Origin of the sequence: Gluconobacter vitians, assembly GCF_015244565.1 — a bacterium.
Taxonomy (GTDB): Bacteria; Pseudomonadota; Alphaproteobacteria; order Acetobacterales; family Acetobacteraceae; genus Gluconobacter; species Gluconobacter vitians.
Map to the genome: position 1 here is coordinate 65,718 of NZ_JABCQG010000013.1, position 26,410 is coordinate 92,127.

The 26,410-nt window shown below is 61.1% G+C and carries 27 protein-coding genes; 8 read left to right on the forward strand and 19 right to left on the reverse strand.

The genetic code is table 11. The features are described from left to right. Positions 1 to 149 precede the first annotated feature (149 nt). From HKD24_RS10745 to HKD24_RS10785, 9 genes are read right to left on the reverse strand one after another with little or no spacing between them, the layout of a single operon-like run. Positions 150 to 2,465: a type IV secretory system conjugative DNA transfer family protein gene (locus HKD24_RS10745; RefSeq protein ID WP_194260281.1), complete on the reverse strand. Its 2,316-nt coding sequence runs from the start codon at positions 2,463 to 2,465 to the stop codon at positions 150 to 152. 4 nt (positions 2,466 to 2,469) lie between these two features. After that, complete coding sequence (locus tag HKD24_RS10750) at positions 2,470 to 2,910, reverse strand: hypothetical protein (RefSeq protein WP_194260282.1); 441 nt, start codon at positions 2,908 to 2,910, stop codon at positions 2,470 to 2,472. After that, positions 2,907 to 4,070 carry a secretion/conjugation apparatus DotM-related subunit gene (locus tag HKD24_RS10755; RefSeq protein ID WP_194260283.1) on the reverse strand — a complete coding sequence of 388 codons (1,164 nt, stop codon included), beginning with the start codon at positions 4,068 to 4,070 and terminating at the stop codon, positions 2,907 to 2,909. The genes HKD24_RS10750 and HKD24_RS10755 overlap by 4 nt, the downstream gene beginning before the upstream one ends. Then, positions 4,067 to 4,564, reverse strand: coding sequence for a lytic transglycosylase domain-containing protein (locus HKD24_RS10760; RefSeq protein ID WP_061500976.1), 498 nt, complete (start codon positions 4,562 to 4,564; stop codon positions 4,067 to 4,069). The genes HKD24_RS10755 and HKD24_RS10760 overlap by 4 nt, the downstream gene beginning before the upstream one ends. Further along, positions 4,561 to 4,980, reverse strand: coding sequence for a hypothetical protein (locus tag HKD24_RS10765; RefSeq protein ID WP_194260284.1), 420 nt, complete (start codon positions 4,978 to 4,980; stop codon positions 4,561 to 4,563). The genes HKD24_RS10760 and HKD24_RS10765 overlap by 4 nt, the downstream gene beginning before the upstream one ends. Then, complete coding sequence (gene icmT, locus HKD24_RS10770; RefSeq protein ID WP_015074953.1) at positions 4,977 to 5,225, reverse strand: IcmT/TraK family protein; 249 nt, start codon at positions 5,223 to 5,225, stop codon at positions 4,977 to 4,979. Before icmT ends, HKD24_RS10765 begins: the two co-directional genes overlap by 4 nt. Further along, positions 5,225 to 6,391, reverse strand: a complete 1,167-nt coding sequence (locus HKD24_RS10775; RefSeq protein ID WP_062501828.1) for a type IV pilus twitching motility protein PilT — start codon at positions 6,389 to 6,391, stop codon at positions 5,225 to 5,227. The genes icmT and HKD24_RS10775 overlap by 1 nt, the downstream gene beginning before the upstream one ends. After that, on the reverse strand, positions 6,388 to 7,386 hold the full coding sequence (locus HKD24_RS10780; RefSeq protein ID WP_194260285.1) for a type IV secretory system conjugative DNA transfer family protein: 999 nt from the start codon (positions 7,384 to 7,386) through the stop codon (positions 6,388 to 6,390). The genes HKD24_RS10775 and HKD24_RS10780 overlap by 4 nt, the downstream gene beginning before the upstream one ends. Next, positions 7,379 to 7,831, reverse strand: a complete 453-nt coding sequence (locus HKD24_RS10785; protein ID WP_194260286.1) for a DotD/TraH family lipoprotein — start codon at positions 7,829 to 7,831, stop codon at positions 7,379 to 7,381. The genes HKD24_RS10780 and HKD24_RS10785 overlap by 8 nt, the downstream gene beginning before the upstream one ends. Positions 7,832 to 8,087: 256 nt before the next feature. Between HKD24_RS10785 and HKD24_RS10790 the strand changes: the two genes are divergently transcribed. Beyond that, the gene (locus HKD24_RS10790; protein ID WP_194258207.1) at positions 8,088 to 8,384 is read left to right on the forward strand and encodes a type II toxin-antitoxin system RelB/DinJ family antitoxin; all 297 of its coding nucleotides are present in this window, start codon (positions 8,088 to 8,090) and stop codon (positions 8,382 to 8,384) included. Then, positions 8,341 to 8,628 (forward strand): type II toxin-antitoxin system RelE family toxin, encoded by a 288-nt coding sequence (locus tag HKD24_RS10795; protein WP_265589065.1) that lies wholly within the window; start codon positions 8,341 to 8,343, stop codon positions 8,626 to 8,628. The genes HKD24_RS10790 and HKD24_RS10795 overlap by 44 nt, the downstream gene beginning before the upstream one ends. Before the next feature lie 42 nt (positions 8,629 to 8,670). On the opposite strand, the gene HKD24_RS10800 is transcribed toward HKD24_RS10795, so the two are convergent. The 10 genes from HKD24_RS10800 to HKD24_RS10845 form a co-directional block, all read right to left on the reverse strand. Next, positions 8,671 to 11,775: an ATP-binding protein gene (locus tag HKD24_RS10800; protein ID WP_194260287.1), complete on the reverse strand. Its 3,105-nt coding sequence runs from the start codon at positions 11,773 to 11,775 to the stop codon at positions 8,671 to 8,673. A 13-nt stretch (positions 11,776 to 11,788) separates the two neighbouring features. Beyond that, positions 11,789 to 12,268, reverse strand: a complete 480-nt coding sequence (locus tag HKD24_RS10805) for a hypothetical protein (RefSeq protein ID WP_225198646.1) — start codon at positions 12,266 to 12,268, stop codon at positions 11,789 to 11,791. A gap of 174 nt (positions 12,269 to 12,442) precedes the next feature. Next, entirely contained in the window at positions 12,443 to 12,874 is a 432-nt protein-coding gene (locus HKD24_RS10810; RefSeq protein WP_062501831.1) for a hypothetical protein, read from the reverse strand. A gap of 103 nt (positions 12,875 to 12,977) precedes the next feature. Further along, positions 12,978 to 13,511: a hypothetical protein gene (locus HKD24_RS10815; RefSeq protein ID WP_061500992.1), complete on the reverse strand. Its 534-nt coding sequence runs from the start codon at positions 13,509 to 13,511 to the stop codon at positions 12,978 to 12,980. 10 nt (positions 13,512 to 13,521) lie between these two features. Continuing rightward, on the reverse strand, positions 13,522 to 14,700 hold the full coding sequence (locus tag HKD24_RS10820) for a hypothetical protein (protein ID WP_194260288.1): 1,179 nt from the start codon (positions 14,698 to 14,700) through the stop codon (positions 13,522 to 13,524). A 67-nt stretch (positions 14,701 to 14,767) separates the two neighbouring features. Then, positions 14,768 to 16,054 (reverse strand): DotG/IcmE/VirB10 family protein, encoded by a 1,287-nt coding sequence (locus HKD24_RS10825; RefSeq protein WP_194260289.1) that lies wholly within the window; start codon positions 16,052 to 16,054, stop codon positions 14,768 to 14,770. Next, positions 16,051 to 17,028 (reverse strand): DotH/IcmK family type IV secretion protein, encoded by a 978-nt coding sequence (locus HKD24_RS10830; protein WP_194260290.1) that lies wholly within the window; start codon positions 17,026 to 17,028, stop codon positions 16,051 to 16,053. Before HKD24_RS10830 ends, HKD24_RS10825 begins: the two co-directional genes overlap by 4 nt. Positions 17,029 to 17,039: 11 nt before the next feature. Continuing rightward, positions 17,040 to 17,669, reverse strand: coding sequence for a DotI/IcmL/TraM family protein (locus tag HKD24_RS10835; RefSeq protein WP_194260291.1), 630 nt, complete (start codon positions 17,667 to 17,669; stop codon positions 17,040 to 17,042). A gap of 127 nt (positions 17,670 to 17,796) precedes the next feature. After that, entirely contained in the window at positions 17,797 to 18,840 is a 1,044-nt protein-coding gene (locus HKD24_RS10840; RefSeq protein ID WP_194260292.1) for a hypothetical protein, read from the reverse strand. A gap of 98 nt (positions 18,841 to 18,938) precedes the next feature. Next, positions 18,939 to 19,715, reverse strand: a complete 777-nt coding sequence (locus HKD24_RS10845) for a helix-turn-helix domain-containing protein (protein ID WP_153430484.1) — start codon at positions 19,713 to 19,715, stop codon at positions 18,939 to 18,941. Between the two features lie 208 nt (positions 19,716 to 19,923). On the opposite strand from HKD24_RS10845, the gene HKD24_RS15305 reads away from it, so the two are divergent. From HKD24_RS15305 to HKD24_RS10875, 6 genes are all read left to right on the forward strand, one after another. Beyond that, positions 19,924 to 20,295 carry a hypothetical protein gene (locus tag HKD24_RS15305; protein WP_228124329.1) on the forward strand — a complete coding sequence of 124 codons (372 nt, stop codon included), beginning with the start codon at positions 19,924 to 19,926 and terminating at the stop codon, positions 20,293 to 20,295. Positions 20,296 to 20,349: 54 nt separating this feature from the next. Then, positions 20,350 to 20,736, forward strand: coding sequence for a hypothetical protein (locus HKD24_RS10855; protein WP_194260293.1), 387 nt, complete (start codon positions 20,350 to 20,352; stop codon positions 20,734 to 20,736). Continuing rightward, positions 20,733 to 21,275: a hypothetical protein gene (locus HKD24_RS10860; protein ID WP_194260294.1), complete on the forward strand. Its 543-nt coding sequence runs from the start codon at positions 20,733 to 20,735 to the stop codon at positions 21,273 to 21,275. Before HKD24_RS10855 ends, HKD24_RS10860 begins: the two co-directional genes overlap by 4 nt. Next, positions 21,275 to 22,468: a hypothetical protein gene (locus HKD24_RS10865; RefSeq protein WP_194260295.1), complete on the forward strand. Its 1,194-nt coding sequence runs from the start codon at positions 21,275 to 21,277 to the stop codon at positions 22,466 to 22,468. The genes HKD24_RS10860 and HKD24_RS10865 overlap by 1 nt, the downstream gene beginning before the upstream one ends. A gap of 1 nt (position 22,469) precedes the next feature. Beyond that, positions 22,470 to 23,822 (forward strand): chromosomal replication initiator protein DnaA, encoded by a 1,353-nt coding sequence (locus HKD24_RS10870; RefSeq protein ID WP_228124330.1) that lies wholly within the window; start codon positions 22,470 to 22,472, stop codon positions 23,820 to 23,822. Between the two features lie 195 nt (positions 23,823 to 24,017). Continuing rightward, positions 24,018 to 26,351 (forward strand): DotA/TraY family protein, encoded by a 2,334-nt coding sequence (locus tag HKD24_RS10875; RefSeq protein ID WP_194260296.1) that lies wholly within the window; start codon positions 24,018 to 24,020, stop codon positions 26,349 to 26,351. Positions 26,352 to 26,410 lie beyond the last annotated feature (59 nt).

Sequence of the window (26,410 nt, forward strand, 5' to 3'; positions counted from 1 at the left end):
TGAGGACAGTAAACCGTTGGTCGCCGGATAAAGCTACCACAGCGGATCAGGGCTGCTTTGTCTTGGATATTATGGCTGGCTCGCTGGGGAAGATGCGAGCTTTTCGAAGCGTTCTGCATTGCCCGTAAGTCGTCTTGCGCAGACCGATGTTACGCCTGAAGGCGCTCCCCAATTTTGCGGAAAGATGCCAGTATCTCTTTTTCGTCCGCCCCCTTCGCTCCGGGTGTGTTGGCAGGGAGCACCTTAAGCTGATCCCGCGTCGCCAGAATTAGCACAGCACGCCGACGGGGCGTCCGGCCCGTCCGACTGCCCACGAGACGCTCCAGTTGTTCAACCTTCCCCAGAAACGCTCCATCCATGGGCTGGGCGGGAACAAGGCTTTCATCCTTGTTGTCATCACGATGCACGCGGCCCCAAGCCAGCATCCCGGCAAACGGCGTATTTCCTTCCGCCCGTCCCTGAGTCGTCACGGTCCGCAGGTACGATGCGATTTCCGTCAGGTGCGTGCTCACATCGCCCATGAGGGCCTTGCCGTCGCGCAGGTTCTCATTCGCGATCCTGCCAATCAGGGCAGCGACCGCTGGCGGGAAGCCCGAGCTGGCCGTCTCGATCTGGAAGTCGCCATTTTCCAGCGTTTCGACAATGCCCCAGGTCTCGGCATCCGGATCCACACCATGGCCGGTCTTGGAAGACGGCAGCATGACCGGACGGGCACGGCGCACTTCGCCTGAGCGTCCATTGATGTCGGCAAAGAAGGTCTTGGAATGAATGACCCGGCCGCCGAACATCGTGACGGCCTCACCCTCGATCAGGCTTTGCAGATCGTTCCAGGGCAGACGGGAGACCTCGCGGACCTCAGCGCCTGAGCCGTTGTAATATCCGTAGCCATCGTTCTCCACGCGGGTTGCCTGTGTGACTTCCACCTTGTCGGCCTGCTGTTCCAGCCATTCACGGGTCTTCATGGCATCCTGAAGCCGCAGCGCATGGGTGAGATTGGCATTGCCAAGAAGCGAGAAGGCTTTTTCGCCAATCCGGGCCGTCAGGCCGGGTAAGTCCTGAAACGAGATCCAGAACATGCAGTTCAGGCCACGGCCCATGGCGAGCATCCGGTCCATGCCGTCCGTCACATAGGCGGCCAGCTCATCGAAGAAGATCTGGAATGGCGCATCACCGGCACCGGCCTTCAGCTTGAACACTTCGCTGGCAGAGCCGTGCAGCTTCGCCCCGAGAAGCTGGGCCATGACGCCGCGCAGCGAGGCCACGACAATTTTGCCCAGGCCCGCCAGACTGTCCGAGGAGTTTTCCAGAGACGGCAGAATGACGATCAGGATACGGCGGTTCAGCACCACATCGCGCATGATGATGTCGGCCGTCTCGGCGCTGAAGATATGCCCGAGGCTGACGCCAAGCTGGGTGAAGACGCGCGAGAAATACATCTTCGCATAGCCGTGCTGCTCGGACGGCTTGTTTTCCTTCTGCGCGTTCCATTCCAGAGAGGAATCATAGCCGGGCAGTTCGCCGAGATACGCCTGAAGCGGCCACAGCACATCGTCCGGAATATCCTCGACCCTGCGCTCGATGGCCTGATTGGATCCGGGATTGCGGATAAGGAAGACCTTGTGCCGCGCGAGGGTGCCGATCCAGCGCAGGTCGGTGGCGTAGCGGATCGCGTCGATGTTGATGGGGATGCCGTGGGTGTCGCGCATCCAGACGAGGGCCGGAACCACTGTTCCGATGAGGCCGACAGCACGGTCACGAAAGACGCCGTTGGAATCATTGGCCGACTGCTCGCCAAGCTGGCTGACCAGCATTTCGCGGATGGCATCAGCGTTTCCAGTGGCAAACGGATTGAACGTGTTGGAATCCCGCGTGCCGGACGCGGCGAGGAAGTTCAGCGCCAGCACCTGGTCATCGAGCCCGAAGCGGCGTGCGAGGGCCAGCACATCGCCATAGACGGTGTTGTCGCCCTTGGCGTCCACCAGGATGCAACCGGAGCCATGCGCCAGAGCGTTCGTCATCAAGGAGACAATGGCCGTGGTCTTGCCGGAGCCGGTGGTGCCCGGAATGGCAGCGTGCTGGCGGGCTGCGTCCGAAGACATCCAGAGCTGGCGACGGGTGCGCGCCTCGGTGCCGAGATAAAGAATGCCGTTGGCCTGGCGGGCCTTGCGATCTTTGGGATTGAGATCGTTCGCATCCTTCAGCCCGCTGTAGCGCGGCATATGGAGCGGAAGACGCTCGGGCCGTAAGACGACCCAGGCTGCCACGGCTGGAGCCGCGAGGATCAGGGCTCCATCAATGGCAGGAACGAACCAGCCGAGACTGACCCCCACAAATCCAAGCCATCCGGCTAGCGGGGAGCGAAGCTCTTCCTTCGTCTTAGTCCAGAACGGGCGCGTGTCGCGGTATGTCTTCCCCCGCTCGACCTGCTGATGGCCAAGCGGGGCACCAATCTTTCGAGCCGTCATGGCTTTAGTTCTCCAGCCCAAATGGCGAACCGGCCTGTGCCGGCGTGGGTGCTGGGGACGGCATTTCCAGATGGGCGGGCTGATGCAGCGCCTTCAGGATCTGCTGTGGTGCCGTGGGTGCCTGAGCTTGCGGCTGAGTCTCCAGCGGGCCGCTGGAGGGCAAGGGCGGAAGAGGCGCGGACTCTGGCATCGTAGGCGCTGACGCGCGTAGGCCGCCAAAGGTGAGCAACAGACACGCGCAGACGGCGGCTGTGGCGGCAACCGGCAGAAAGCGGCGGATCCTGCTGGCCGGAGCGGCCTGAAGTCCAACCGGGGCGATCTCTGCCTGAGGGGCCGCGACAGGCAGGGCTTGCGAGAAATGAAGATGGATCGGGGCCGTGCTCCCCTCCTCGATGTCGAGCGTGAGGGGTGCGTTCTGGCCATGCTGGAGAATGATGCGGGTCATGAAACTGTCTTCCAAGTGGAGCGGAGCGTGGAAAGGGCGCGATCAAGCACCGGGATGTAGAGGGGCCGATGCAGGCGCTGTTCCTCGGACCAGTGGGCGCGGGCGCCAGCGGCTTCGATCCGGGGATTGGGATGCACGTCTTCGTTGGGGTTTTCGCTCGGGTAGCCCAGGGAGTGCAGGGCGTACCAAAGCGGCCGGTCGATCAGCTTGACGATGGCGAACGCCGGAGGCGCCAGCACGCCAGCTTCAAATCGGGCATCGCACAGAAGCGTCATGAGGGCGGTCGTGGTCCATCCGTGACGGTCACAGCTCTGCGCGATCGCGGCTTGCATATCGGGGTCTGCAAGGAAGTCCTGCGCGGTCTTCAAAACGTCTGCGGGCACCTTCAGGCTGACCTTCGGGCCGGTATCGCCATCAAGTCCTGCGTCTGCCAGACCTTCAGACAGTTGACCGAGCAGGGTCATGGCCTCATCGCGACGCTTGAGTTTGTGCAGCGCAAAGGCCGCAAAGAGCACCTGGGCCGCAGGTGGGGTCGCGACGGGTCCGGCTGTTGTGTAGTGCGGGCCGAGCTGACGCTCGAACGCCTCCTGCGCGCAAACCTCACTGAAACTGCCATCAGCGGCTGTGGCAAAGCGGCTGCGCCACTCGTCGGCCGTCAGGGCCGGATCGGCCGGGAGGGGTGCCCCGGTGGAAGGCGCAACAAGCCTGGTTACGCGGCGCTTGGCAAACCCGCGCAGGGTCGGAAACATTTTTGCCTGCACGGCAATCAGGCCTTCGAGATCGAGGACGGCCCGCAGCGCCTTGTTCTCTCCGAAGAAGAGGCACAGGCCCGCGCAGATCCCACCGACCAGGACCGCAACCCACCGAAGGTGCATCCCGACGATGGACAGGCCGTAATAGAGCTGAATCAGACGAATGGATGCCGGATGGTGCAGGGCCTGATGAAGCTGGATATTCAGATGCGCCAGCTCGGGCGTCGGCGACAGGATGCCGATCTGCCAGATCAGGGCCTTGCAGTAAAAGCGGCTGATCTCGGTGTGGAATGTTGACCAGACCATATAGGCGAGGACAACCATGCCCAACAGCGCAACACCGGCCAGCATCAGGGTAATTTCCCCGGACGAGCGTGTGCCTGAGGACCGCGAAACTGTGCCACTCATGCCGGGTCTCCTTGATGGCTGGTGCGGATCAGGGTCTGGGAAATCTCGTAAAAGCGCTTCAGATAGGCCGTGCCAAAGCGGGGCGTATGGGAGTGATAGCCCGCGACGGCCTGCCAGAGGTCGCCCCGGGCCTTGGTCATTTCCTGACCGAGGATCCAGCCGCCCGCTTCAAGATTGGCGCAGGAATTGTTCCGCAACGCCGCGTAGGCGCGGGACGGGGTGGTGTGCCAGTGCCGCGCAATCTCGGGAACATGGATCGTGTTGACCTGCATGGGGCCAAGGTCGGAAGTCCCGTTGGTATTCTGTACGGCCTGACCGGGATGGCCGCCTTCGACATAAAGCAGGACCAGCATGACACCCGTCGGCACATGCGCGTTATGAGCGGACTCCTTCAGGCAGGCCGCAATCTGGCGTCCGCCATCGTCTTCGGCCGAGGCAGCCGGGGCCGCCATGAGGGCCGCGAGGGCCAACGGAAAGAAAAGGCGGGCTTTCATGCGGCCTGCTCCTTCTGGACGGAGACAGGCTGAAGACGTGCCATACTGGCCTGCCAGAGGCCGGTTAGATCACACAGATTGATCTGGCCGTTCTGAACCGGGAGCGCGTCCAGCACATCGAGCAGGCAGAGCAGGACCGTGACGGCTGACTGCGCGTCATGGTCGATGACGCTCACGCCGAGCGCGGCTTCAGGATCATCGACCAGCTTCAGGCCAAAGCCGTGCCGGGTCATTTCAAACCACAGCGCCTCGGCGGTGATCAGGAAGGCTGGCAGGAAACCGCTGCAGGACGCCGCGACCGTGCTGGCGCAGGGGGTTGAGTTGGTGGCATCGCTCAACAGAACGCCAAGGCCCTTGCGGTCGATGGCCCGGACCAGAACGTCTGACAGCACGCCGATGGCAGGAGAGGCCGTCATCCGTAGCGCCTCCGCTTCCAGGTCGGCCGACCGGACCGGACGGGGCCGGTGATGAGGCGGCGGACGGTTCTGAGGGCCGCCGGCAGCGTCAGGCCAAAGAAGCTGATCGTTGCAAACAGGGCGGTCCCCAGAACGCCGATATACAGCGTCGTCCAGCTCCAGTACGTGACCGTCACGAGAAGCGGCAGACACGCCCGGCCATCAAGGATGGCCAGACGGACAGGTTTTGCGGTTGCGCGCCACATCAGGCGTCTCTCCTCCAGGCCTCATTGGCCGTCTGTTCGGTGATCAGCCCGTCTTCCAGGGCCTTGCGGATGGCGACTGCATAGCTCTGGCCATCGCTGTCGATGGCCTGAGCCACGAGATCGGGCCAAAGCTCGCTTTCGGTGCGCATGAGCTGACGGCGCAGATCCTGATGAAAGGTCAGGTATTCACGCACCGCGACACGGCCGCCGCCGACCCGATCCAACAGACGCTGGTTGATGACGAAACGCAGCGACTGCGCCAGAGCGCTGACGAGATTGTCCCGCTCGGCCCGGGGGCACAGCGCAATGGAGCGCTGGATCATGAGGGGGCCGTTGTCGGCATGAATGGTGGTGGAAAGCTTGCCGCCCGTGATGGCGCAGTTGATGGCCGCCTCCATGGTCGGGCCGTCACGACACTCGCCCAGCACCAGATCCGAGTTTTCGCGGCGCATGGAGCCTTCGACAAACAACGGCGGCGTCATGTTTGGCGGTCGGATCTCCGTCTGGGTGATCCGGTTGCCGTTAGGAGGCTTGAGGCTGTCGAAAAGGAACTCGATCGGCTGCTCGCCCGTGGAGATGTTGCACGAGACGGTCGGATCCATCAGACGCTCATGGATCAGCCCGAACTGCAACGTGGTCTTGCCCGATCCGGTCGATCCTCCCGTGAGCACCATGCCGCTTCTGAGCAGGTTCGTGTCGCGGATCTCCTGCTCGACGCGCTGCTCATCCAGGCTCTTCGGCAGGGTCGGGATCGGCCGCAGGACAAGATTCATGCCCGGGCCGCGCATGGTCTGTACGGGAAAGATGTTGATACGAAAGCGCAGGGACTCACGACGGTTGAGCGTCACGCTATAGGCCGTATCGAGCTGAAGGCTGATCAGGACGCGCGCCGAGCCGTCCGCGCCATAGACGTGATCCACGATCTGCTTGAGATCCAGCGATGTCGTGGGGTCCATGGTGGCGTAGCGGTTGCGGCCATGAACCGTGAGCGTGGCACGGTGTCCGGTCAGCAGGTCGATGCGCGACGCGCCGAGGCCATGCGCCCATTTCAGGAAGTCATCGAGACCGGGTGCATGTTTCCGGGCTTCAGCAACCCACGGGTACTCGCGCTTCGCCCGTTCGTGTACCCAGGTTTCGGTGTCGCGCAGTTTGAGGACGGCGCTCATCGGCAGTCCTCCGGATAGGCGACGCGGGTGCGGGCCTGGAGGCCGGGCTGTCCGGTGATCCGGATGACACGGTCGCCAAGATGCAGACTGTCGCCGCCGCCCACGGCCTGACGGTTCTCGAACACCACGCGTGGCTCTTCGACGCGACCGGCCCGCAGAAGCACGCGGTAGCGGGCCATGCCCGTGATGTCGCGCTGAAGACGGGAGAGATCGGACAGGTAGATCTCATCTGCCACCTTTTCTCCGGATGCCCAGCCCTCAGCCACCCAGTCGTTCCAGTGCCGCACTTCCTTGTCCGTGTGAGGCAAAGCGGATGAGGCCGGATGACGTGGCTTGTTCCAGGAGCGGACGAGATAGGTCCGCCAGTTCGGTGCGGCGGACGTAAGCTGTGCCTCTCGGGTAATCTCAAAGACGCAGCGGCTTTCATGAGCGATGGTGCCTGTGTCGTTCAGGGCGAAGGCCATCTGCGCCTGGCTTACGATCGGGGGCTGCATGAGCGTCTGACCATCACTGACCGGCAGGACGAATGGGCGGAAATCGAACGTCGTGTCGAGGATCGGCTCGTTGTGGCGCAGCATTTCATTGATGGCGAAGGAGCGTGCCGCCTGTCCGCCCTGTGCGCCGTAGGTCAGCGCGGCCTGCCGGATCTGCTCGCGCCGGCCTGGCTTGAGGTCGTCGCCGGCTTCATCATTCGGCCGAGCATCCTGCAAGGCTTCGAGTGACGGTGGGGCGTCGCCGCCTGTGATGCGGTCGAGCTGAAGCGCGCCCGTGACCGGGGTATTGGCAGGGTTGCCCAGGGCCTCATCATTGGCGTTGATCTGATCCGCTCCCGGCTCAGGTGGGTTTGGCATGGAAACGAGCGTTCCGCTCCGGGCTGGCGGAGGAAGGGAGCTTGTGGACGGCATAATGGTGCCAGTGTCGGCCGCACCTGCGAAAGATGGGAATGCGAGGAAGGCAGCCGTTGCGAGGCCGCAGAGCAGGGCGCGATCAGCCATGGTACGTCACCGAGATTGCGTGGGAGAGGGGATCGACAGAGACGGTGGCCTGATCTGCCGCCTGCTCGCCGAGCGTGCGCAGGTGGTCAATCACCGGGGCCACGGCATTGATCTGGACAATGACCTTCCGGTGCTGGCCAAACGCGGTCACGCTGTAGCCGATGTCTTTGCCGAGCTTGCGGACCGCAGGCTCAAGGGGGCCTTGCCAGACAAACCAGACCTGACGCTTGAGGTCAGCGGGAAGGCCGGGGTCCGGGGTCATGGGAGGCGGGGTCGGCCGCAACGTGCCGAGCTGAGCCAGATCCGCGTCGGTTGTGGCAATGGCGCGTTGCAGCGCAAGTTCGGGGTTGGCCATGCCTGTTGTTGCCACAGGCTCTGGCGGTTTGGTGGCGCAGGCCGAGAGGGCCAGCAGAAGAACGGGTGTCAGTAGGTAGTGGTGTCGCATGGATCCCTCCAGATGTTGGAAGGATCATCGCGGGCCTATCTGCGACTTTCAAAAAAAAATTGAAGGCATTTCATCGCCACTCAGGGACAAGTTTTGCTTGCCCTGTTGGATTTTTGTGTTGCTTTTGTTGAACATATGTTTAACAGATATTTCTAGTAAGTCGGTCCCAAAGAGAAGATACGCGAGTGCCGGTGAGTGCCGGTGAGTGCCGGTGAGTGCCGGTGAGTGCCGCAGAGTAAAGAGAGATCCCGACACGATGCCCCAGATCACTGCAAACACAGCCCATTTCGGAATGCGGCTTGAAGCCGATTTCAAAGAAGAGTCCTTCAGGAAGGTCAAGGAACTCGGAACGACGCCTGCTGACCTGTTTCGGGACGTTCTTGAATATGTCGTCAGAAACAACCGTCTGCCGATCCGCAAGGAAGTCGTGAGCGATGATGACGCCGTTCTTCTTGATCTGGTCAAGAAACGCCTGAAGAACCCGGGGGAAATTATGAGGAACGTGAACCTTGACGATCTACTCTCTGGACATCCCGGACGTCGTAAGGGATGAGCTGTACGCGCTGGATTACAGCGTTGCGGAGCGGTTCGTAAAAAAGCTCCGCAAGATCCTGCATAACCCGCATGTTCCAAAGAGCAAGCTTCGCGGTTTACCGAATTGTTATAAAATCAAACTGCGTGATGATGGCATCCGTGGGGTGTATCAGGTCCACGATCAGGAGATCACGGTTCTTTTGATCGCGGTCGGCAAGCGCGACAAAAGTGCCGTTTATGAAACTGCTAAAGACCGATTGTAAAAGGAGGGGGCCTTATCCCCCCTCTTTCTTTAATCGTGCGTCTTACGCAGCGGCCCGCTGCTGCTCATCCATGGCTTCGAGGCGCTCGTACAAGCCCCCGGCAATGCCCCGGCCTGACAGGATCTCATCCACCAGCGCATCCATGACGCCTTGCTGTGCCTGCTCGTCCTGAAGAAACGAGCTTTTCATCGCCAGAGCCTTGCGGCGTGCCAGTTCCTTTTCCGCACTCCCGCCCGGGAACACGATAGCAAGGCACCGCAAGGCGCGGCTTGAGGGCATCCGGGCAAAGAGGCGCGACCGCAGAGCGGTATCGTTTGGCGTGCTGGAGAAGGCCCAGAGTTCAATGGGGCCGAGCACGTTGACCAGAAGCTGCTCATATTTACCCTCGGCCGCGTTCATCACCACGAAGAACGGCGCACCGTTGCGGCCTGGACCGGGCAGGCGGTTCCGCACCACATAGGCGCTGGCAGGTGTGAGCTTGAAGTTCTCGATCATCTCGTTGGCCTCCCGCTCGTCTCCGCATTTCAGGATCCAGCGGGCCGTGGACTGACCCACGAGATCAGCGCTGAAGTCGCCGCTGCGCTGACTGATGAACGAAAGCTGCACATTGTGCTTACGGCCTTCACGAACGTCGCGGATCGCCTGCTTATCGACCTGCGGGGCCTCCTTGGGACGATGCCACTCCTCAAAATCGAGACGCTTGATCGTCTCCTTCATCTCGGTGAAGCGGCTGCGATGATACTCCCGCACATTCTCGGGCATGACCGGCAGATCCGCATATTCCGGATGCAGGAAGAAGTTCCGGCCGATCAGGTAGCGGCCGAGCATATACATCAGGGCCGTCTGCCGGTTCGCACTCTCAGATCCCTGCGGGGCGACGCGGGCTAGATCCAGTACGATGATCCGGGCATCTCCCAGATCAAGCTGGGTCGGTTCAGAGAGGGTTGGATACTTCTTGATGGCCGCCATGATGTAGCGCTCGAACGCCTGAATGAGCGTTTCCTGCGTCGGCAGGATGATCTTTGAATAGCGATCAAAGATTTCCGGCGCGCGGGCCGCTGCAATCAGATCCTGAAGAACCGGAACGGCATGACGTTGGGCAATCCCTGCCAGACGATGCTCGCCCGCAGCGATCAGGGCCGTCACCACGTCACGCCACCAGGTCGGGTCCGCGCTTTCAAGATCGCCTTCGGCCGCCGCGTGATGCGGAAGCTGGAGGCCGAGACGGTGGATAGCCTCATCCACCAGAGGCTCGATGCCCTCGCGATAGTGCTTCGGATTGCCACCTGCAACACCCGTGCACTGACGATAGGCTTCCGGGATGACGTCACCGACGAGCTGGTCCATCCCCTCGAAAGGCTTGCCATCGAGAGGAGTAGCCAGCAGGGACACAAAGTTCTCGATGGCAACCTCTTCGAGCGGCAGAGGATATTCGAGCCCCACCTGAAGGTCGAAGATGTTGACCTCGAAACCGGGTGCCATCTGCATTTCCACGAAGATGGCCTCATGGGCACGATCCGGCCCAAGCGCGTTGCGGACCATCTCGATGAAGCCGAGAGACGCATGGCCGATGTCCAGCTTCGCCAGCAGCGGCAGCTTGACGCCATTATTGCCCATGGCCGCAGAACTCAGGAGCAGGCCGAGAAGAATGGTGTTTCCGAGCACTGTCTTACCGCTGCCTGGAGGGGCGACGATGATATCCGCGATATGCTCACGTACGCCGCCGCCAGTCGGATCGAATGGCCAGATCCCGCCATCGGGCTTGCGAAAGAGGATGGAACCTTGAGGGAACGGGGAGGCGCTTCGCATCCACGGCATCATGCCCATCGCATCCCCCAGAGGAGCAAGAGCCGGAGTGGCTGTGGAGCCCAGAGAGAGCACGGGAACCGACCCCATGGCGGCCTCAAGCGGGTCGCCCGGAACACGGGTGGTCTTGCAGCCGCCCCAGCTTTCGAGGCCCTGAGATAAATCGGCCGCACGGCGACGCAGCAGCTTGTCTTCGCCGACCGGTGCCCAGGTGCTGGCGGTCATCCGCATCCGGACGGAATTATGGTTTTCCGTCTCGCGCATACGTTTGATGGCCTGAAAAGCCCGCGTAATGTCTTTGTTGCCCGGAAACATGCCGAGCATGGTGGCCCCTGTTTCCTTGATGGCGAACGCGGCTTTGCCACCGCCTTCGAGGATCATGGAACTGCGCCAGGGCAGACGCTTGCGGCCCAGAGTGTTGAGCAGTTCCGAGAACGGGCGCGGATCCTCGGGGCCGAGAAGCATGTCCACGGGGGCATAGGTGTAGTCACCGACCGTCACGAGCTGGCCGCCCTGATTTTCGGCATCCGCGTTGAAAATCTGATCGCGCAGGGACGGCCAGAGCAGGTTTTCGGTCTTTTTGCTCTGTTTTTCGTCATCCGGAAGACGCGGCATGACAGGGTCGCCCACCAGCGTGGGCTTCCAGCTGCTTCCGGCCGTCTCTCGGTAGAGCGTTTCACGCGCCAGCGTGATGGATTCATCGGCCCGTAGCAGCGTTGTGGAGATGCCGAGATTGGACATGCTGTCCTGCACACGCGCCACAAACGCATCATGTCGGCCTGCCATGAGTTCGGAGCGCAGGGTAAAGCGCTGACCGTTCCCCGCTTTTGGCCACGCCTTGACCTGCTCTTTTCTCTCGGCCGCCACCTGCTTCTTTTCTTCGCGGGTCAGAACGGCCGGTCGGGTCCACAGGATGTAGCAGGCATCCTCCCACCGCATCACCTGAGGCCACCGCAGGCGGCGCTCATTGATGATGTCGTGGAAGTCAGCGTTCATCATGCGTGAAATCTGTTCGCATCCATTGAGCGCCAGCAGATCCACGGCGACGCGGGCCTGATCCGGGTCGGAGATATACCAGCCTTCGATCACATGACCGGTGCCTTCGAGCAGGCCCTGAAGTTCGATGCGCTGCTGTTCGGCGACGGCCTCCACGTCTGCACGCGAGCACATGGTGCGCAGACCATTCACGCGCAGAACAGAGACATACTCGCCCCGGAGTGTCACGAGCCGGTCCTGATGGACGGCGTCCGTATGATTGGTCTCGACGTCGCAAAAGGATTCGAGGGGCTGACGAAGAAAGAGGCTCGCGCTGGCAAGCAGTTCGGTCAAAAAGCCAGACATTGGAAACTCCGCGTCAGGATGGGGTGAGGGCAAGGGCCTTGTCGAGGAAGGCCGGGTAAACGTCAGCGCCAGCGTCAAGCAGCCTGCCGGTTGGCAGAATGCGCAGGCCTGCGCGGAGGAGAGCGAGATTGCGTTGGACGGCCTCATCGGCGCTGCCACACAGGCGCATGGCCGTTGTGATCTGACGGATGGAGCCGGATTGCAGGCGATGCTCGGCTTCCGCACGTCTGGATTCCAGCAGACGCAGGAGCGTCATGGGCGTCCGGAAAGAGGGGGAAAACTGCGTGCCGAGCAGAGGGTCCGGAATGGCCTTCAGGACGGTGTTCCAGAACTGGCTGTCAGACTGACCCTGTTGTCTGGCCATCAGGCGGAGCGTCTGGTGGGCCGTGCGAACAAGAAACATCAGGCGCGACTGGGACATTTCCGGCCACCAGACCAGCATGGCCTCGGCGTCGATGGCCGCACGCGATGTGTCCTGCAGGAGATTGCACACCTGGCAGACCCTGAGACCGGCCCCCGAGGAGGGACCAGTCCAGGGAAGACCTGCTCCGGGCGACGGCAAACCGCAGCAGGAGCAGGTGAACGAGCCATCCGACCCGTCTTTCCCGGGCCGGATCTCCTGGTCGAGACCAGGCTGGAGGAAGAACGGATCGGAGGTCATGTCAGCTTACTGGAACTGGTAGCTCTTGGCGGTATTGCTGATTTCAGCATTCCCGTTGGAGGCCGTGTTCGCAGAGTTGTTGATCCACTTCGGACCTGTAGCCGCCACACCGGCCAGAACGAAGCAGACGACGCCGGCAATCGCCATGCCCGGGCGCTTGGTCTCTTCCTTCTGGGATTTGTAGAACAGCACGATACCCGTCACGAGCGCGGCAATGGCCAGTGCGTAGAGGGCTGCGGCAGAGCCGACACCTATGGTGTCCGTGCCTTCCTGCGCCATGTTCTGGATCTGCTTGCCAAGACCGTTGCTGGAGGCCGTACCACCTGCGGCAGCAAGGGCGGTGCCAGCCATCACCATCGGCAGCATGGTTGCTGTCGCGACGGTCGCGCCGATCTTGGTGAGAGCGCGGGAAGAAGACGGGGCTGTCTGGGATGTCATGAGTTGTTTCTCCGTTGTGAGGGACAATCCCCTCTGCCAACCAATCTGACCGCGTGATCTGCGACTGAGGCGGGCGAGGGGTGTTTTTTTTCGTCAGCCCGTTTCAGGGCCAGAAAGAAAGGATCCAGGTGGCGTCCTTGACGGGATTGAGGAGCATGACGCCAAAGACGTACTGGATGCCGCAGCCAAGGCGCTCCCGGTTTGAACGGCCTCTTTGGATGGCAAACCAAGTCAGGACGGCGAAGAAGCACGTCCATGCGCCGAACATCTGAAAGAACAGGGCAAAGTCTTTGACGATCGCCAGGATCGCGTCTTTGGGGCCGGTACCGGTGATCAGGCTGTCCGCCGTGCTGTAACTGGTCGCCGCGTCGCCCAGAGTGACCTGCACGTCGGTTCCGGCCGAGGCCGTGCTTTTGGTGAGGATGACGTTGAACGAGGCGAAGACACCGCACAGAACGAGCGACAGGTAGGGCAGCCACGGCTTGTCCTGCAGCGCCTGAATGGTCGGGTGGTAATACTGATAGATTCCGACCAGACTGAAGATCAGGCAGCTCACGGCCGCAGCGTAGCAGGCCGTGGGCAGAAGCCAGCCCATGCCAACGGCGATTTCATGGACGAGATTGACAAGGCCTTCCATGCTGGCCTCCTCAGTTCAGGTCGCCATGAGCCGTGTGCAGAACCCAGGTGGCGCCCTGCTGGCTAATGGTCAGGACGGCGCCGTAACCGGGAATGACGGTGCCAACGCCGACCTCGAACTGACGGGCTTGTCCGCTTGGGGCCGCGCTGTCTTCGATCATGGCGAGTTGTGGTGAGGCCGCAACGATCCGGTAGTGATGGATCCAGGCAGGCTTTGGAGCCGGGCCGGCCACGGCGGCCGGAGCGGGTGGAGCGTTCGAAGACGTCGGGGCCGCAGCCGCAGGCCTGTTCATGACAGCACTCAAGGCCGCACGCGCCTTTTCGGCTGCTGCGTGGGCCTGTGCGGCCTCATCCGCACCGGAGTTTTCAGCACCCGTGACGGCGTGATTGGCTTCAATCAGGGAAATGCGCCGTGTCAGATCGTTCAGGCGGTCTTCTTCAGCTTTACTGCGCCCTGCCAGAGATTGCCGCAGGCTCTCGACCTCGCCCCGCTCGCGTTCGATGACGCGGGCCTCTTCGGTGACGAGCTGAAGCACGTCGATCTGCTGCTGGGTCGCCATGGGCGCGGCCTGAAGGGTCTGCGCTGTCTTGACCGGATCGGCAGGAGGTGTGGGCGGAGCAACGGCCGGGGCGTCAGTCTGGGCTGGCGCAGACTGCGATGCGGCTGACGGCGTGGCAACGGCGGCCGCAGGCGGCGCTTTCGGGGCGGTCGCAGAGGCGGGCGGGTTCGCCGCAGCTTTCGGGTGGCCGAGGGTCTGCATTTCCGCAAGATCGGCGGTTGCAGGAGGGGCCGCCACCGGAGCCGGTTCGGGGGCCTGAGCCACGGGCGCTGCCGACTGATCCATGCCGACTTCCTGGCCAGGCGCGGAGACAGCGCGATGGTGATGCCCGCTGGCTGCCAGAATCCCCACGAGCAGGACGCCGCAGATCCCGAGACCCGAACCGCCGTAGAGCTTCTGGCGGGGTGTCAGCGCCTCGTAGCGCGAGATGAGGGGCGTGAGAAAAGAAGGAGAGCCGGATGGCGCCGGTTCGACCGTGTGACTGTCAGCATGGGCCGTTGCGTCGGCGTCGTGACCGTCCGGATCGTCCGCCACGGTGTCGTGGTGAGAAGGCGGCGGGGGTGAGGCCGACGCGGGCTCCATCCGACGCGGAGTGGTTTCGGTGTTCAGGTGATGAACTGTGGAACTCATAAAAAAGATCCTTCTGGCTGAGACTGCCAGAAGGATCGGGGAACGATCTGCGACTGAGTGCGGAAATTCAGGGCTTATCGACAACGGGATCCATGAACATGACGCCGACATTCACATTGGCGGCCAGAATGATCCGCGAGCGGGTTGGCGTGTCCTGTGTGAGGGCGCTGTTGACGGCCGAGGCGGCACTTCCTGCGGCGACGCCGAGCTGCTGGCCCATGTTCAGACGCTGGATATAGTTCATGCCACCCAGAGCGCTGTAGCTGCCGGAAACGTTCGATGTCGTCTCGATGGCCTGGCCGAGGCCCTGCACGAATGCAGCCGCTGCTGGCATGACGAACCGCTGGAAAATCAGGGGATCGACGCTGGAGGCGACACCCTGCTTCATGGTGTCGGGCGCCATCACCACGCCGTTGGTTGCCAGATTGCGGCCCTGATGAATGATCTTGTTGACCTGCACGACCAGGAGCTGCTCGTTTCCGGGTGCCCTTGCGACAGTCGCAATCATGCGGTCGCCGGCGATGGGACCGCTATCGGCCTCAAGCACGATCTGACCGGACAGGTCGCTGTCCGTCGCGGTGACGGTATGGGCATAGATCCCGCGACCGGCAGGAATCAGAGCTGGCGGAGCTGCCGTATCGTGTGAGGCCGTGGCCGCTGCGGATGCGCCCGTTGCCCCACGCGTGGCCATTGTCTTCTCGGCCTGAGGCTGGCCGTCCTGCTCTGGCTTAAACACGGCTTCCTGAAGATCCGAGACAGGGGGCCGGGTCTGAAGCCCGCTTTCGATGCGCGCGATTTCGGCGACATAGCGGGCGCGGCGCTTTTCACGCTCCTGCTGCTCGGCCTGGGAGGTTTCGCCATTGCCAGAAGAGGAATAGGCCGGATCGGTCTGCACAAGCGGTGCCTGCGGTGCATTTTCGATATGCGGCGGCGTTGGCGGCGGTGCAGGAGGGGTAATCGGCGCGTTGTACCCGACTTCCTGCGGCTGACCATGTGAGCCATCATAGGACAGGACCGCATCCTTTTTTTCGCCCTTGTCGGCGCGCGCAACGGCCGGTGCCAGATCCGGCGTGTAGGACTGGCCAGCGCCTTCGGACTTCTGCGCGGTCTCAGTGTTCTGCAGATGACGCAGACGATCCTGTTCCGGATTGGTGTTGGTTCCAGCGGGCAGAGCGTTCATCTCTGCGATCTGACCCGGGTCAGACTTGGGCATCTGCTTGGTCTCATGATGTGAGACGACAAGCACCAGAGCGATCACGGAGACGGCCGAGGCGCCGAGCAGGACCAGGCGGCGGTTTCCGCCGCGTGTCGCGCTCGACAGGACGGATTTGAACTTGGGAAGCTTCGGCATCATGGCGTCATGTCCTTGAGAGACGCGGACACGGTCCGACCGGAATCCGACAGGAGAATGTAGGGGGTCTGGCGGAAGGCATAGAGGGTGTAGCCGTCTTCACCGCGCTCAGAACTGTCCCAGGCAGGCGTCATGAGCGCCAGCCGCGTGCGGATGTAGAGTTCATTCCCCATCCGCCAAGCCCGCACGTCGTCAGGGGAGAGACCTTCAACGCTCTGGGGAACGGCAGAGGCCGGAGCGATCCCCGACAGCATGGCGTTCATAAAGGGCTCTGCCGTGCCAGGGGCGGCTTCCGGTCCCATTTCCTGTTTGGCGTTAGGGCCGTCTTCGTTCACGCGCACTGTCAGGTTGTCGTCATAGGTACCCCGACCGGCCAGAAGCAAGAACGAGATCGGCTTGATGGCGCCTTTGAGCGTGACGAGCAGGCCACCACGCGGAGACAGCGACAGGGGCTCGATGTTGATGGTGTTGCTGCCAGCATAAGGAACGCAGGTGTAAAAACCCGTGGTCTGCACGGCAGGGGAACCCCCTTTGCCCCCGTCAGACGAGCAGTTCTTCAGACCATCCGGATTGGCGGACGTGCTGGTCGTGTTCCACGCAATCGGCCAGGGTGCTCCGGAGCGGTCCACGAACGAGACGGCCGTGGGATAGCCCTTGGTCGTGAAAATCAGCGATGTCTGCTGGCCGGGTGCGAAAGACACGCGAATGGCCGGGCGGCTTGTCGGAGCCGCGACTTCCGTAGCGACATCCTCACGCGCTTTCTGGTTCTCCTTGAGACGGTTGCCGAGGCGACGGATCATCTCCGGCGTCAGGGGGATGGCCTCATCTTCGGCGGCCTGCTGATCCTGTTGCTCGGCAGAGAGAGGGGGAGACGCTGGTGGGGTCTCCGGACCAGGGGCGGCCGACTGTGCCAGCGCGGTGAAGGGCATGAAGCCCATGAGGCCAAGAAGGGCTAACGAAAAGGAACGGTTTTTCATGGCACGGATCCTCACTGCGGGCTGGCCACAAGCTGGGTGATGGCAATACCGTCAGGGTGATCAGCGTCATCGACACGCTCGACATGCACGGTTGCAATCAGGGTCTGGGAGCTTTCCACATTGACGTTCTCGCAGGTCTGAACGAACGGGAACTGCACAACGTAATGGTGATGACCGTTGACCATGCTTTGCTGGCGAATGGTGGCGGCACGCGTCGGCTGCGCGTAGCAGAGCAGCTTGGCCTCTTTCATTTTCGCCAGATTGCCGTCCTGGACGAAGGACTGCGCGAACGTATTCCAGCCATTGATGGTGAAATGCGACCCGGCTGCGTTAAGCTGCGACGGATAATCCCGGTAATTGATGTTGTAGGGCTTGAGCGACCACTTGATGACCCACGACAGGAAATCTTCCTGACTGAGGATCGGGCTGTTCAGCGCGATAGCCGGGCGAGGGGCGTTGATCCCATCCACGAAGAAATACTTCGGGAGTGGATGATACGACCAGGCGCGGGCCAGAAGAACGGCCAGAACGACCACGACAGCCGAGAGGGCGATGGACGTCTGCAAGGAACGCTCAACGATCTTTCCCTGAAAATCAGGATCGGTCAGGCGTCGGCTCAGGGATCCCGAGGAGCGGCTCATGGCGCGATGTCTCCGTGGAACGACAGCGGGGCTGCGGATGGCATTTCAAACCTCATGATGACTGTGTCATCGTCACCGTGACCCGTTGATCTGCGACTGAAGCTGAAAAAATGGCGATATTTGCGGATTAATCGCCCGAGCGCATGACGGCGGTCTGCTGGTGCAAGCGGCTGATACGGCGGCCGTTACGGCGGGTGGTCCAGAAATAGAACCCGGCCTTACCGAGGCATTCGCGGCGCACGTAATCCATCTTCTTCAGATAGACCTCATACAGGTCCGGATCGAACGTGTTGCGCATGTCTTTCTTGGAGCGGCGCGGCAGATGGAGCCATCCGGACTGACTGACGATGGTGCGATCGGTCAGGAGAAAGTCCTCGGCCACTGCGTCAGGAGACTGGTGGGCAAAATGCCGCATGGCCAGCTCGTGCTGCATTTCCACGGACCAGCGCGTGGTGCAGGCATTCCGGCTGAAGCCGATGGTCAGCCCGGTTGGTGAGTTCCGGACCTGCCATCTGCGGCCCCGACGCTCTTCTGGCGTCAGGCGTGACGCCTGTTCCCAGGTCAGGACGACGGATGGGTCGGCCGGAATGGCGCAAGAGTCAGCACCTGGGCGGAGGCTGACGAGCTTTCGTTGCAGGCTGCGGACACTGCGGCCCATCTGTTTGGCAATGCGCTGGAGCCCGATGCGACGCTCACGGTGAGCCAGAAGAGTGGCAACGTCGGCGTCCGTCCAGACCACCTCGGCATAGCGTTCCCGCGCGGGCAAGCCGAGGGCAGCGCGCTTTTTGCGAACCGCCATGACTGTGCGGTCGAGACGCTTTGCTATGGCGGAAAGGTCTTCGCCCTCGGCCCATGCGCGGCTGAGGCGGCTGATGTCGAGAAGAGACCATGCCCGAGGCCCATTTCTGAGCGGGGTGCGCTTGAGAGGAAGTCCTTCCTCTCGCGCAATGGCTTCAATCTCCAGGCGGCTTATGAAAAGTGCGGCCGCGATGTGTGCAGCATTTACGCCCTTGGTGGCCATCGTGATGACGAGCGTTCTGATTTCCTCAGGAGCTTTCCCAAGGGAAATCGGGGAATGCGTATTGCTGCGTTCTACGAGTGACGGTTGGAAAAGCCCACCTGCTACGACGCCGGAAGCCGGAAGTGGGGAGCAGCGGGTGTGTGCAAACATCGTCGGAAGTCCCTATCGCGTTTCAACGTGTAAGGTCTTATCCGACGATAGATCATCCGTTTCAAGTCTTATTACAAGAAACGACAAAAAGTTTTTCGTTAGTTCACCTGTTTCTGAACGGCGGCGCCTAATGCGATGAAGCTATCGTTAAAAAATTCCACCTGCTCGCGGACGCTCTGAATGTTGCTGTAGAGTCCGAGCGTCCGGAGAGAATTGAAAATCTCTTTCTGATTGGGAAGCCCAGGGAATAGATCGAATGTAGCGACCTTCAAGGCCGCTGCGATACGTCGAAGAGACTCGATTGAGGGCTTTCTCAAACCGATTTCTATTAGTTGCAGAGCGGGCGTCTGATGCCCGCTAGCCGCGCCTAACTCAGAGACGTTCATCCCACGGGCAAGTCGAATATCTCTGATTCGTTCACCAAGCTGCCTCACAACAGGTTCTCGTGGGTCAGTTTCTGACGAGGTGACATTCTTGCTCTCGGCAACGTCATGCTCACGGGCTAGCTGGAGCTTATGTATTAGAAGAGATAAAGATGCAGACGTTTTTTGGAAGGCACTGACCAAGTCCAGATACTTCTGTGTGTCTTCATCGCTTATTTTTACTTCGATCGGAAGTATATCATGATCATCAGGGGGGAGTATTTCATTGGGAGGTGTCTTAAGGGCTAGAAGTATCTTATGAAGGGTCACATAAGATACATTTTTCCCCCTCTCGATATTTGAAATCGTCCCAACAGCCAAATCTGTTACGAAACAAATGTTTACCACATTCATTCCCTTGCCTTCCCGAACTTCTTTAATTCTCTGTCCTAGGTCCACAAGATATTCGTCAGTTTGGCCGTCACTTACCTGCGTCTCTGTTTTCTTGTTCATGGCTAGTTCTCTCTCTCGGCAGGCTTACACACCAGACTTCGGGTCCGGATACTGCAAAATACCCACGAGAGCGCCCCTGACAACTGAGTTCGAATTTAACATTTCTCCTCAGTCGCATGTCGATCTGCGATTTAGAATTTTAAGTTATTTCAGGAGAGACCATGTGTTTATAATCTTGCCCCCCGCCCATGTGCAGCCAGCTCCAGCGATGCCCAAAGCAATACTGACGGAAGCGGCCTTCGAGATCAGTCACGCCCCCCCGCCCCTTCCTTCGCCAGCCCCTTCGGGACCGGTCTCTCTTGCACCTCCCGCAGAACCATCCGTGCAGACGGATCCGCCGAAGGTGGTTCATCACTTCCGCATGACGTCCGGCTATGGCCATCAGGTGCCACTCTCGTTTGCGATCAGGCAGATCGTGCCATCAGGTGTGCGTGTCACCTACGGTGCGGGCGTTGATCCAGGTGAGGCCGTTGACTGGCAGGGCGGTCGGGAATGGAACAAGGTTCTGGCCACAACGGTCAGCCCGCTCGGCGAGCGTATCGAGGTCGGGCGCGCACACGTCACTATTTTGAAGAAATAAGCGTTAGTCGCAGATCGAACTGCTTCTCTGCTGGGACTTACCCAGGAGAGAGGCATGTCACCAGACGATCCAACACCGCACAGGGACACCCCGCAGAGTTCTCTGGCCCCTAACCTTGCTCTTGCACGGCACAATCTGCTTGAGCATTTCCGTGTCCGGAATGGACACACTTCCGGCACGGACGGGGCGATCATCGCCTCTCTGGCCGATCTCCTTGTGTCTTTACCGAGCGAGGAGCGACGGACCTTTGTTTCCGAAGTGGTCTCGACCGTCAGCGGCGGAGAGGATCTTGTAGCATCTGCGGTCTCCAGCCGTGCTGTACTGGTCGCATGGACAGACAACCAGAAGCGGGCAGAGCTGTCCGCGCGCGTCTTCTCTGACGATCGTCTCGCGCTTCTGCGCGACCTTCTCGATCCAGAAGCAGAAAGGGTGGCCGCATGAAACGGACATCCTTTCTTTTCGTAGCCGCTGCTTTGTCGGTCCCTTTGAGCGCATCTGCCGCATCACAGGGCAGTCAGGCCTGCGCAACCCTCACGCAGGCGGCAGCGGACGCCGTAAACGGGCGCATCAAGGCTAACAATGCTTATGAGAAGCAACCCGAAAGTGTCAGTGGCCTCTCCTGCCTGGACAAGTTTTTCAATGGGACGGGCCTCAATCTCCTGACGAACATTGCGAACCCGGCAGCGCTGATCAATGACGTTGTCGGGCAGGTCGAAGGAGAAATCTGTTCGGCCGCCCAGACCGAATGGGACAATACCGTCGGGGCCGCGCAACAATGTGGCCTGAGCCTGAACGGTGTGAATGTCGGTCTCGGCCTGTCAGGCGGAAACGGCCTCATGTGCCCCTCCCTGAATTTTGGCGGCAGCGGCCCGCAGCTTGCGGCCGGGAGCCTCGGAAATGGCGACTCAAACGGGTATGTCCGGGGGGAGCCACGTCTGCCGACCGGCTACACCAGCACCTCTCTGGATGGGGTATTCTGATGAAGATCCGCCTCAATCCGACAATCGCAACGATGCTCCTCTGCACGACCGTTCTTGTTGTGATGCCGAAGCCTGCGAACGCGTTCATCGGTGAAGCCGCCGTGGTTGCGGCCATCAGCGGGCTACAAAAATTTACCGGCAACGCTTTGTCTTCCATGACCAAGACACTGACGTCCCAGATTACGAGCTCAATGGAGAGCCTGAGCAACCCGAACTCCGTTAGCTCGATGCTGAACAAGGGTTTCACTCAGCTCAGTAACTACGAAAAGGCGGGTGTCGCCGCCGAGCAGCGTATTGCGGATGCGTCCAATACAGCGATGGCGGAGTTTGCTCGCCGCCAGCAGGATACGACGATCCGCGACGAGCATATGATGAACCCGGAGTTCTGCACGGGGATTGACGGGGCGCAGGCCACCCAGGGTGCGTCTCAGTCGGCCAGAACGGCAACCCGCGCGATTGCGACGATTACGGACAGTCGTGGAGAGGCCGACGCCGGAACGCCGTCTTACTATGGCAAGGGCCAGGGCGTGGCATCGAGCATGGCGCTGCACGGGCGGCGGTATTGCTCGCAGGAGGACGTCACAGCCGGTCTCTGCTCGGCTCTTTCCCGTCTGCCCAATGCGGATCAACGAGCCATTTCCCTGTTCGGGCAGGACACCCTGTCGGCTGATGGTGGTGTGGACGCCGCCAACGATTACAGCACCACACTTATCCAGCCTGTGGCTCCGGCCGCATTGCGCGGCGAGCAGCTTACGTCCACGTCCGGACGTGAGGCCGCGTTGCGTCGTCGCGCCTACAACGCCCGCATGTCGCTCTCGCGCTACGTGATGAATTTCATCACCTCGCTGGAGATCCCCTCGATCAACCTGACCGACGTGCAGAAAACCGAGATGCAGGCCGAGGGCATGACTGTCTCGGATCAGGCCTCGTGGCTGACGTCGATGAGTCTTGAGGTCAATCGCCGTGTCTCTGGCGTGACCTGGAACAAGAACCTTCAGCAGATGCCGCCCGCAACAGTCATGCGTGAGCTGGCGATAGAGCAGGCGCAGGCCAACTACCTCGCCCTGCAGACTTACCGTCTCGGCCTTTTCCAGTCTTCGCTCGCCGCAACGCAGGTGGCCCAGCACGAAGAGGAAAGCGAGGCCAAGAGACTTGCCCCCATCCCATCCCCAAACGTCAATCCCGGAGGCTGACATGGCCCAGAACGATACGCAGATCCCTGCCCTCGCGGACGTCTTCCAGAGCCTGGAGCGTGTGCGGCCCCAACTTGAGAAGGATGCGCCCCAACTGGCCGGTCAGATTACCCTGCTTGCCCAGAAGCATCAGGACCCGGACCTTGCAGCCAATGAGCGGTTTCGGACCAACGTGGCCTATGTGCTTCAGGACGCCGAGCGTCTGGTCGGACCGGTTCTGCCGCAGGAAAATGGGCTGCGCGAAGAGATGACACAGCGTGCCATGAGCGTGCCCGGCCTGACGTCCGAGACCCTCAAGGGCTTTATGGGGCAGACCGCCGATCTGATGGATCAGCGACTGGTGGACACGGTGCGCTCTGTGTCGGAGCGCGTCGCCTCCATGGGGGCCGATCAGCAGGGTAATCCGGAGATTGACGAGGTTCTTCAATCCCTGTCCGAGCGGGTTGCCACTGCCGCACGGTTCTCGACACACGACCCTGACGCGCAGACCGTTACACAGGACGAACAGGCAGACGTCAGACCTGTGGAACCGGCCTCCGAGTTTGATGGAAGTCCTGAGCCACCACCTTTCGATGATATTCCGGACGCCCCTGAGCCAGAGGATAGTGAGGATCCACGCGTGCAAGAGGGTGACACCCCAACTCATCCCTCGGGAGAAAAGGCTGATCCACGGATGCACGCCTCTCCTGGAGGCGGGGAGCCGGGAGCAGACCAGCCACAGGCCCAACGCCCTGAGCGACCGGTAAACGCTGGCGCAACCGAGAACAAGAAGGCAGCACCAGAGGCATCGAGCAAAGCTGATACCGGAGCTAAAGCGCAGAATAGACCTGGGCCGGCGAAGGAGGAGGCGAAGACCCCTGAACAGGAAGCCGATGAGAAGGTCGTTTATCAGGTGCGCGGCCCGGGTCTCTTTACCCGTCTCGCACAGGCCATTCGTCCTGAGGCCGTGCAGCAGACCGTCACGCCCGGGTCTAACTGGATGGCCAAGGCCCAGACGATGAATGCGGCCCACGGGCAGCAGGCCGACGCCAATCATCTGGATCAGACCGAGGCCCTGGGCCTGAAGGCCCAGAGTGCTCTGGAAGCCGTGCAGAATACACCGGCATCGTCAGTCATGCGGGAAATCGCTGAGGCCGCAAAATCCGAGCCGAACGGTATGGATGGTGTGTTGAGCGAAATGCGGCCGGGAGGTCGGCATGAAGGCCTGCAATCGCGATTTCAAGCCGAGCGGAGCACCAACCAGGCGTTCGCAGCGCAGTTGAAGGAAGCGGGTGAGGCGGTCGCGGCCTACGGCGCTCATCGTGAGAAAGCTGCCGATATTGGGGTGCAGCGCGGGACAGAGGCTCAGGTCTAGCAGCGCTTCAACGGCCTGGACAGCAAGATTGGCGAGCTTGCCAAGGGGGTGCCGGGAAAGGAAGCCGGGACCAGCATGGTCGAAGATCTCTCAAAGAAGGCCCGTGAGCTGGTGAAAAAGGCGGTTGAGGCCGTCGCCTCTGTTTTCCGGCCGTCCCCTTCTGCGTCAGCCAGCGCCAGCTTGGGATTATAAGTGATGACTTCTCTCAGACGCTTCAGAAACACGGGTAGGGCGCTCAGCGTCCTGCCCATCTTACTCGCGACAGGGGTGGCTCACGCACAGTCGGTCACAGGCAATTCGACGTCGGGAAACTCCACCTATGGCGTGACCTGGAACATGCTCGATCCCGGTGATGACTGGGCCGCGACCATGATCAAGTCGGTCTTTCCGGTCTTCGGATCATCCTCGACGTCCACCGGCACCGAGGCCACGGTCATCGGGACCATGCTGGGCGACCTCTCCGGCTTCGTCATGGCGCTGGCCATGGCCTTTGTTTCTTACGTCATGATGATGAACATGCATCGCTCGGCTGAGACGTCGAAGGTGCTTGGATCGAATCAGACCTCCATGAGTATCGTGCGCATGGCCTTTGGCGCCATCATGATGCTTCCGGTCGCAGGGGGTTTTAGTGCCGGTCAGGCTGCGTTCGTTCAGGGCTCGCTCTGGGGGGTCGGTATGGCGAAGACGGTCTATTCCTCCGCCGTGCAGGCGATTGGTCCGGACGGAAAAACCATCGCACAGCCCATGGTGCCGGGTACGAAAACCATTGTGGCTGGCCTGATCGCCAATGAAATGTGCCGGGATCTGGTCAACCTGGCCTCATCCAATTCGAGCCTCGTGCCAGCCCCGACCGGGAGAACCGTAAAGGCCGTATCCGGCTCCGATCTGGGTATGATTACCTATCCGTATCAGATGACCACGGGAGACGGGCAGCCCGTTTGCGGTTCTGTCACCATCCAGGCTCCGCGCGCCGCGACGAAGATTCTGGGGATCACGGTCGATACGGCCTCCATGCAGCAGCAGATTCTGGATAGCGTTCTGGTGGGCGAGATCCGGCCACAGGTCCAGCAGGTTGCAACCCAGTTCTGGCAGACCAAGAAGTCCTCCAGTCTGGCACCGCTCGTGACCCTTATGACGCAGGCGACCAATGACTACACCAGCAAGCTGACGGCCAAAGCTGCCAGTATCCGCCAGCAGGTTCAGGCAGCCGTCACACAGCGTAGCACCAGCTTTCAGGCGTGGAACAGCGGGACCAACGGAGACGCGGCCAACACCAAGAACCGGCTTGATAGCCTCGGCTGGACCGGTGCGGGGGCCTACTACCTTGAGTTTGCCCGTCTCAATGGGGAAACCATGTCCCTGATGGCGTCAACGCCGACTGTCAGTGCCCCGACCTATGTTGGACTGGGCGAGGACGTTCACGGAGATATTGCGCCCATGATGCAGTCGATTGGTGCACTTCTGGCCAATATCTCCAATATGGTCGCCACGCAGGACGGCATGAATGCTCCAGGCGGAAGCAGTGATCTCTATGCCGGCGTTACTCCGAGCGGTGACGGCGCGGGGGTGCTGTCTCAGGTCGCGCGGTCTCTTCATCTGAGCGACTACACGCTCCAGACGGTCATGGCCTTCATCGAACCGTCTGGCGCTGAAGGTTACTGGACGGATCCGTTCGGCAATCTCATGGGCCTCGGGAACTGGATGATCACCACGGCCCTCCTGGTCATGGCGTCCGCAGCACTCCTTAGTTCAGACGCAGGATCGGCAGTCACAGCGGCTGGCGCGGCTCTAACCGGCAATTTCGCGGGGGCTGCTGGCATTGGTGTGGGGCATGTCGTCGTGCAGTTCCTCAGCACGCCAATTCTCACAGGCGCAATGGCGCTTCTGCTTCCGGGCCTTACACTCGCGTTCGTGCTGCCGATGATCCCCTGGGTGATGTGGATGGCGGGCGTTGCTGGCTGGCTCATTCTGGTGTGCGAAGGCGTAATCGCTGTCCCGCTCTGGATGCTGGCCCACATGACAATGTCCGGCGAAGGCCTGCATGGGCACGCGAAAGCAGGATATGCGCTGATCTTCAACGTCCTTTTCCGACCGACCCTGATGCTGTTCGGGCTTTTCCTCGGCTACTTCGTATTTGACGCCATGTCCTGGCTGATCCACCAGACATTCGGCGTAGCCGCAGGGTTCGTGCTCTCGCATGGCTGGATCGTGACCAATCTTATTGGTGTCGTCGTCATGCTCGGCATGTACGTCACGGTCCATATTACGCTTGCTCTCATGTGCTTCAGGCTGATTGCGATCCTGCCAGAGCGTGTTCCTGCCATGATCGGCTTCCATGAAGGGAACCGTGTCGATCTGGATCAGTTTTCTAGGGACGCGGCCGTCGTTGGTATGGCTGGGACGCTGAAAGGAATTGACAGCTCGCTTAACTCAATGGTGAAAAAAGAAGGTGGCCAAAATCAGATTGGGCAGCAGGCCTCCGGTGATCGGCAACGAGTTGTGGATACAACTCTTTCAAGAACGACCTAAAGGTGCAGGCAGTGGGCAGTGATGGCAACGGATTGAGCGGTTGGGCTGGATATACTCTC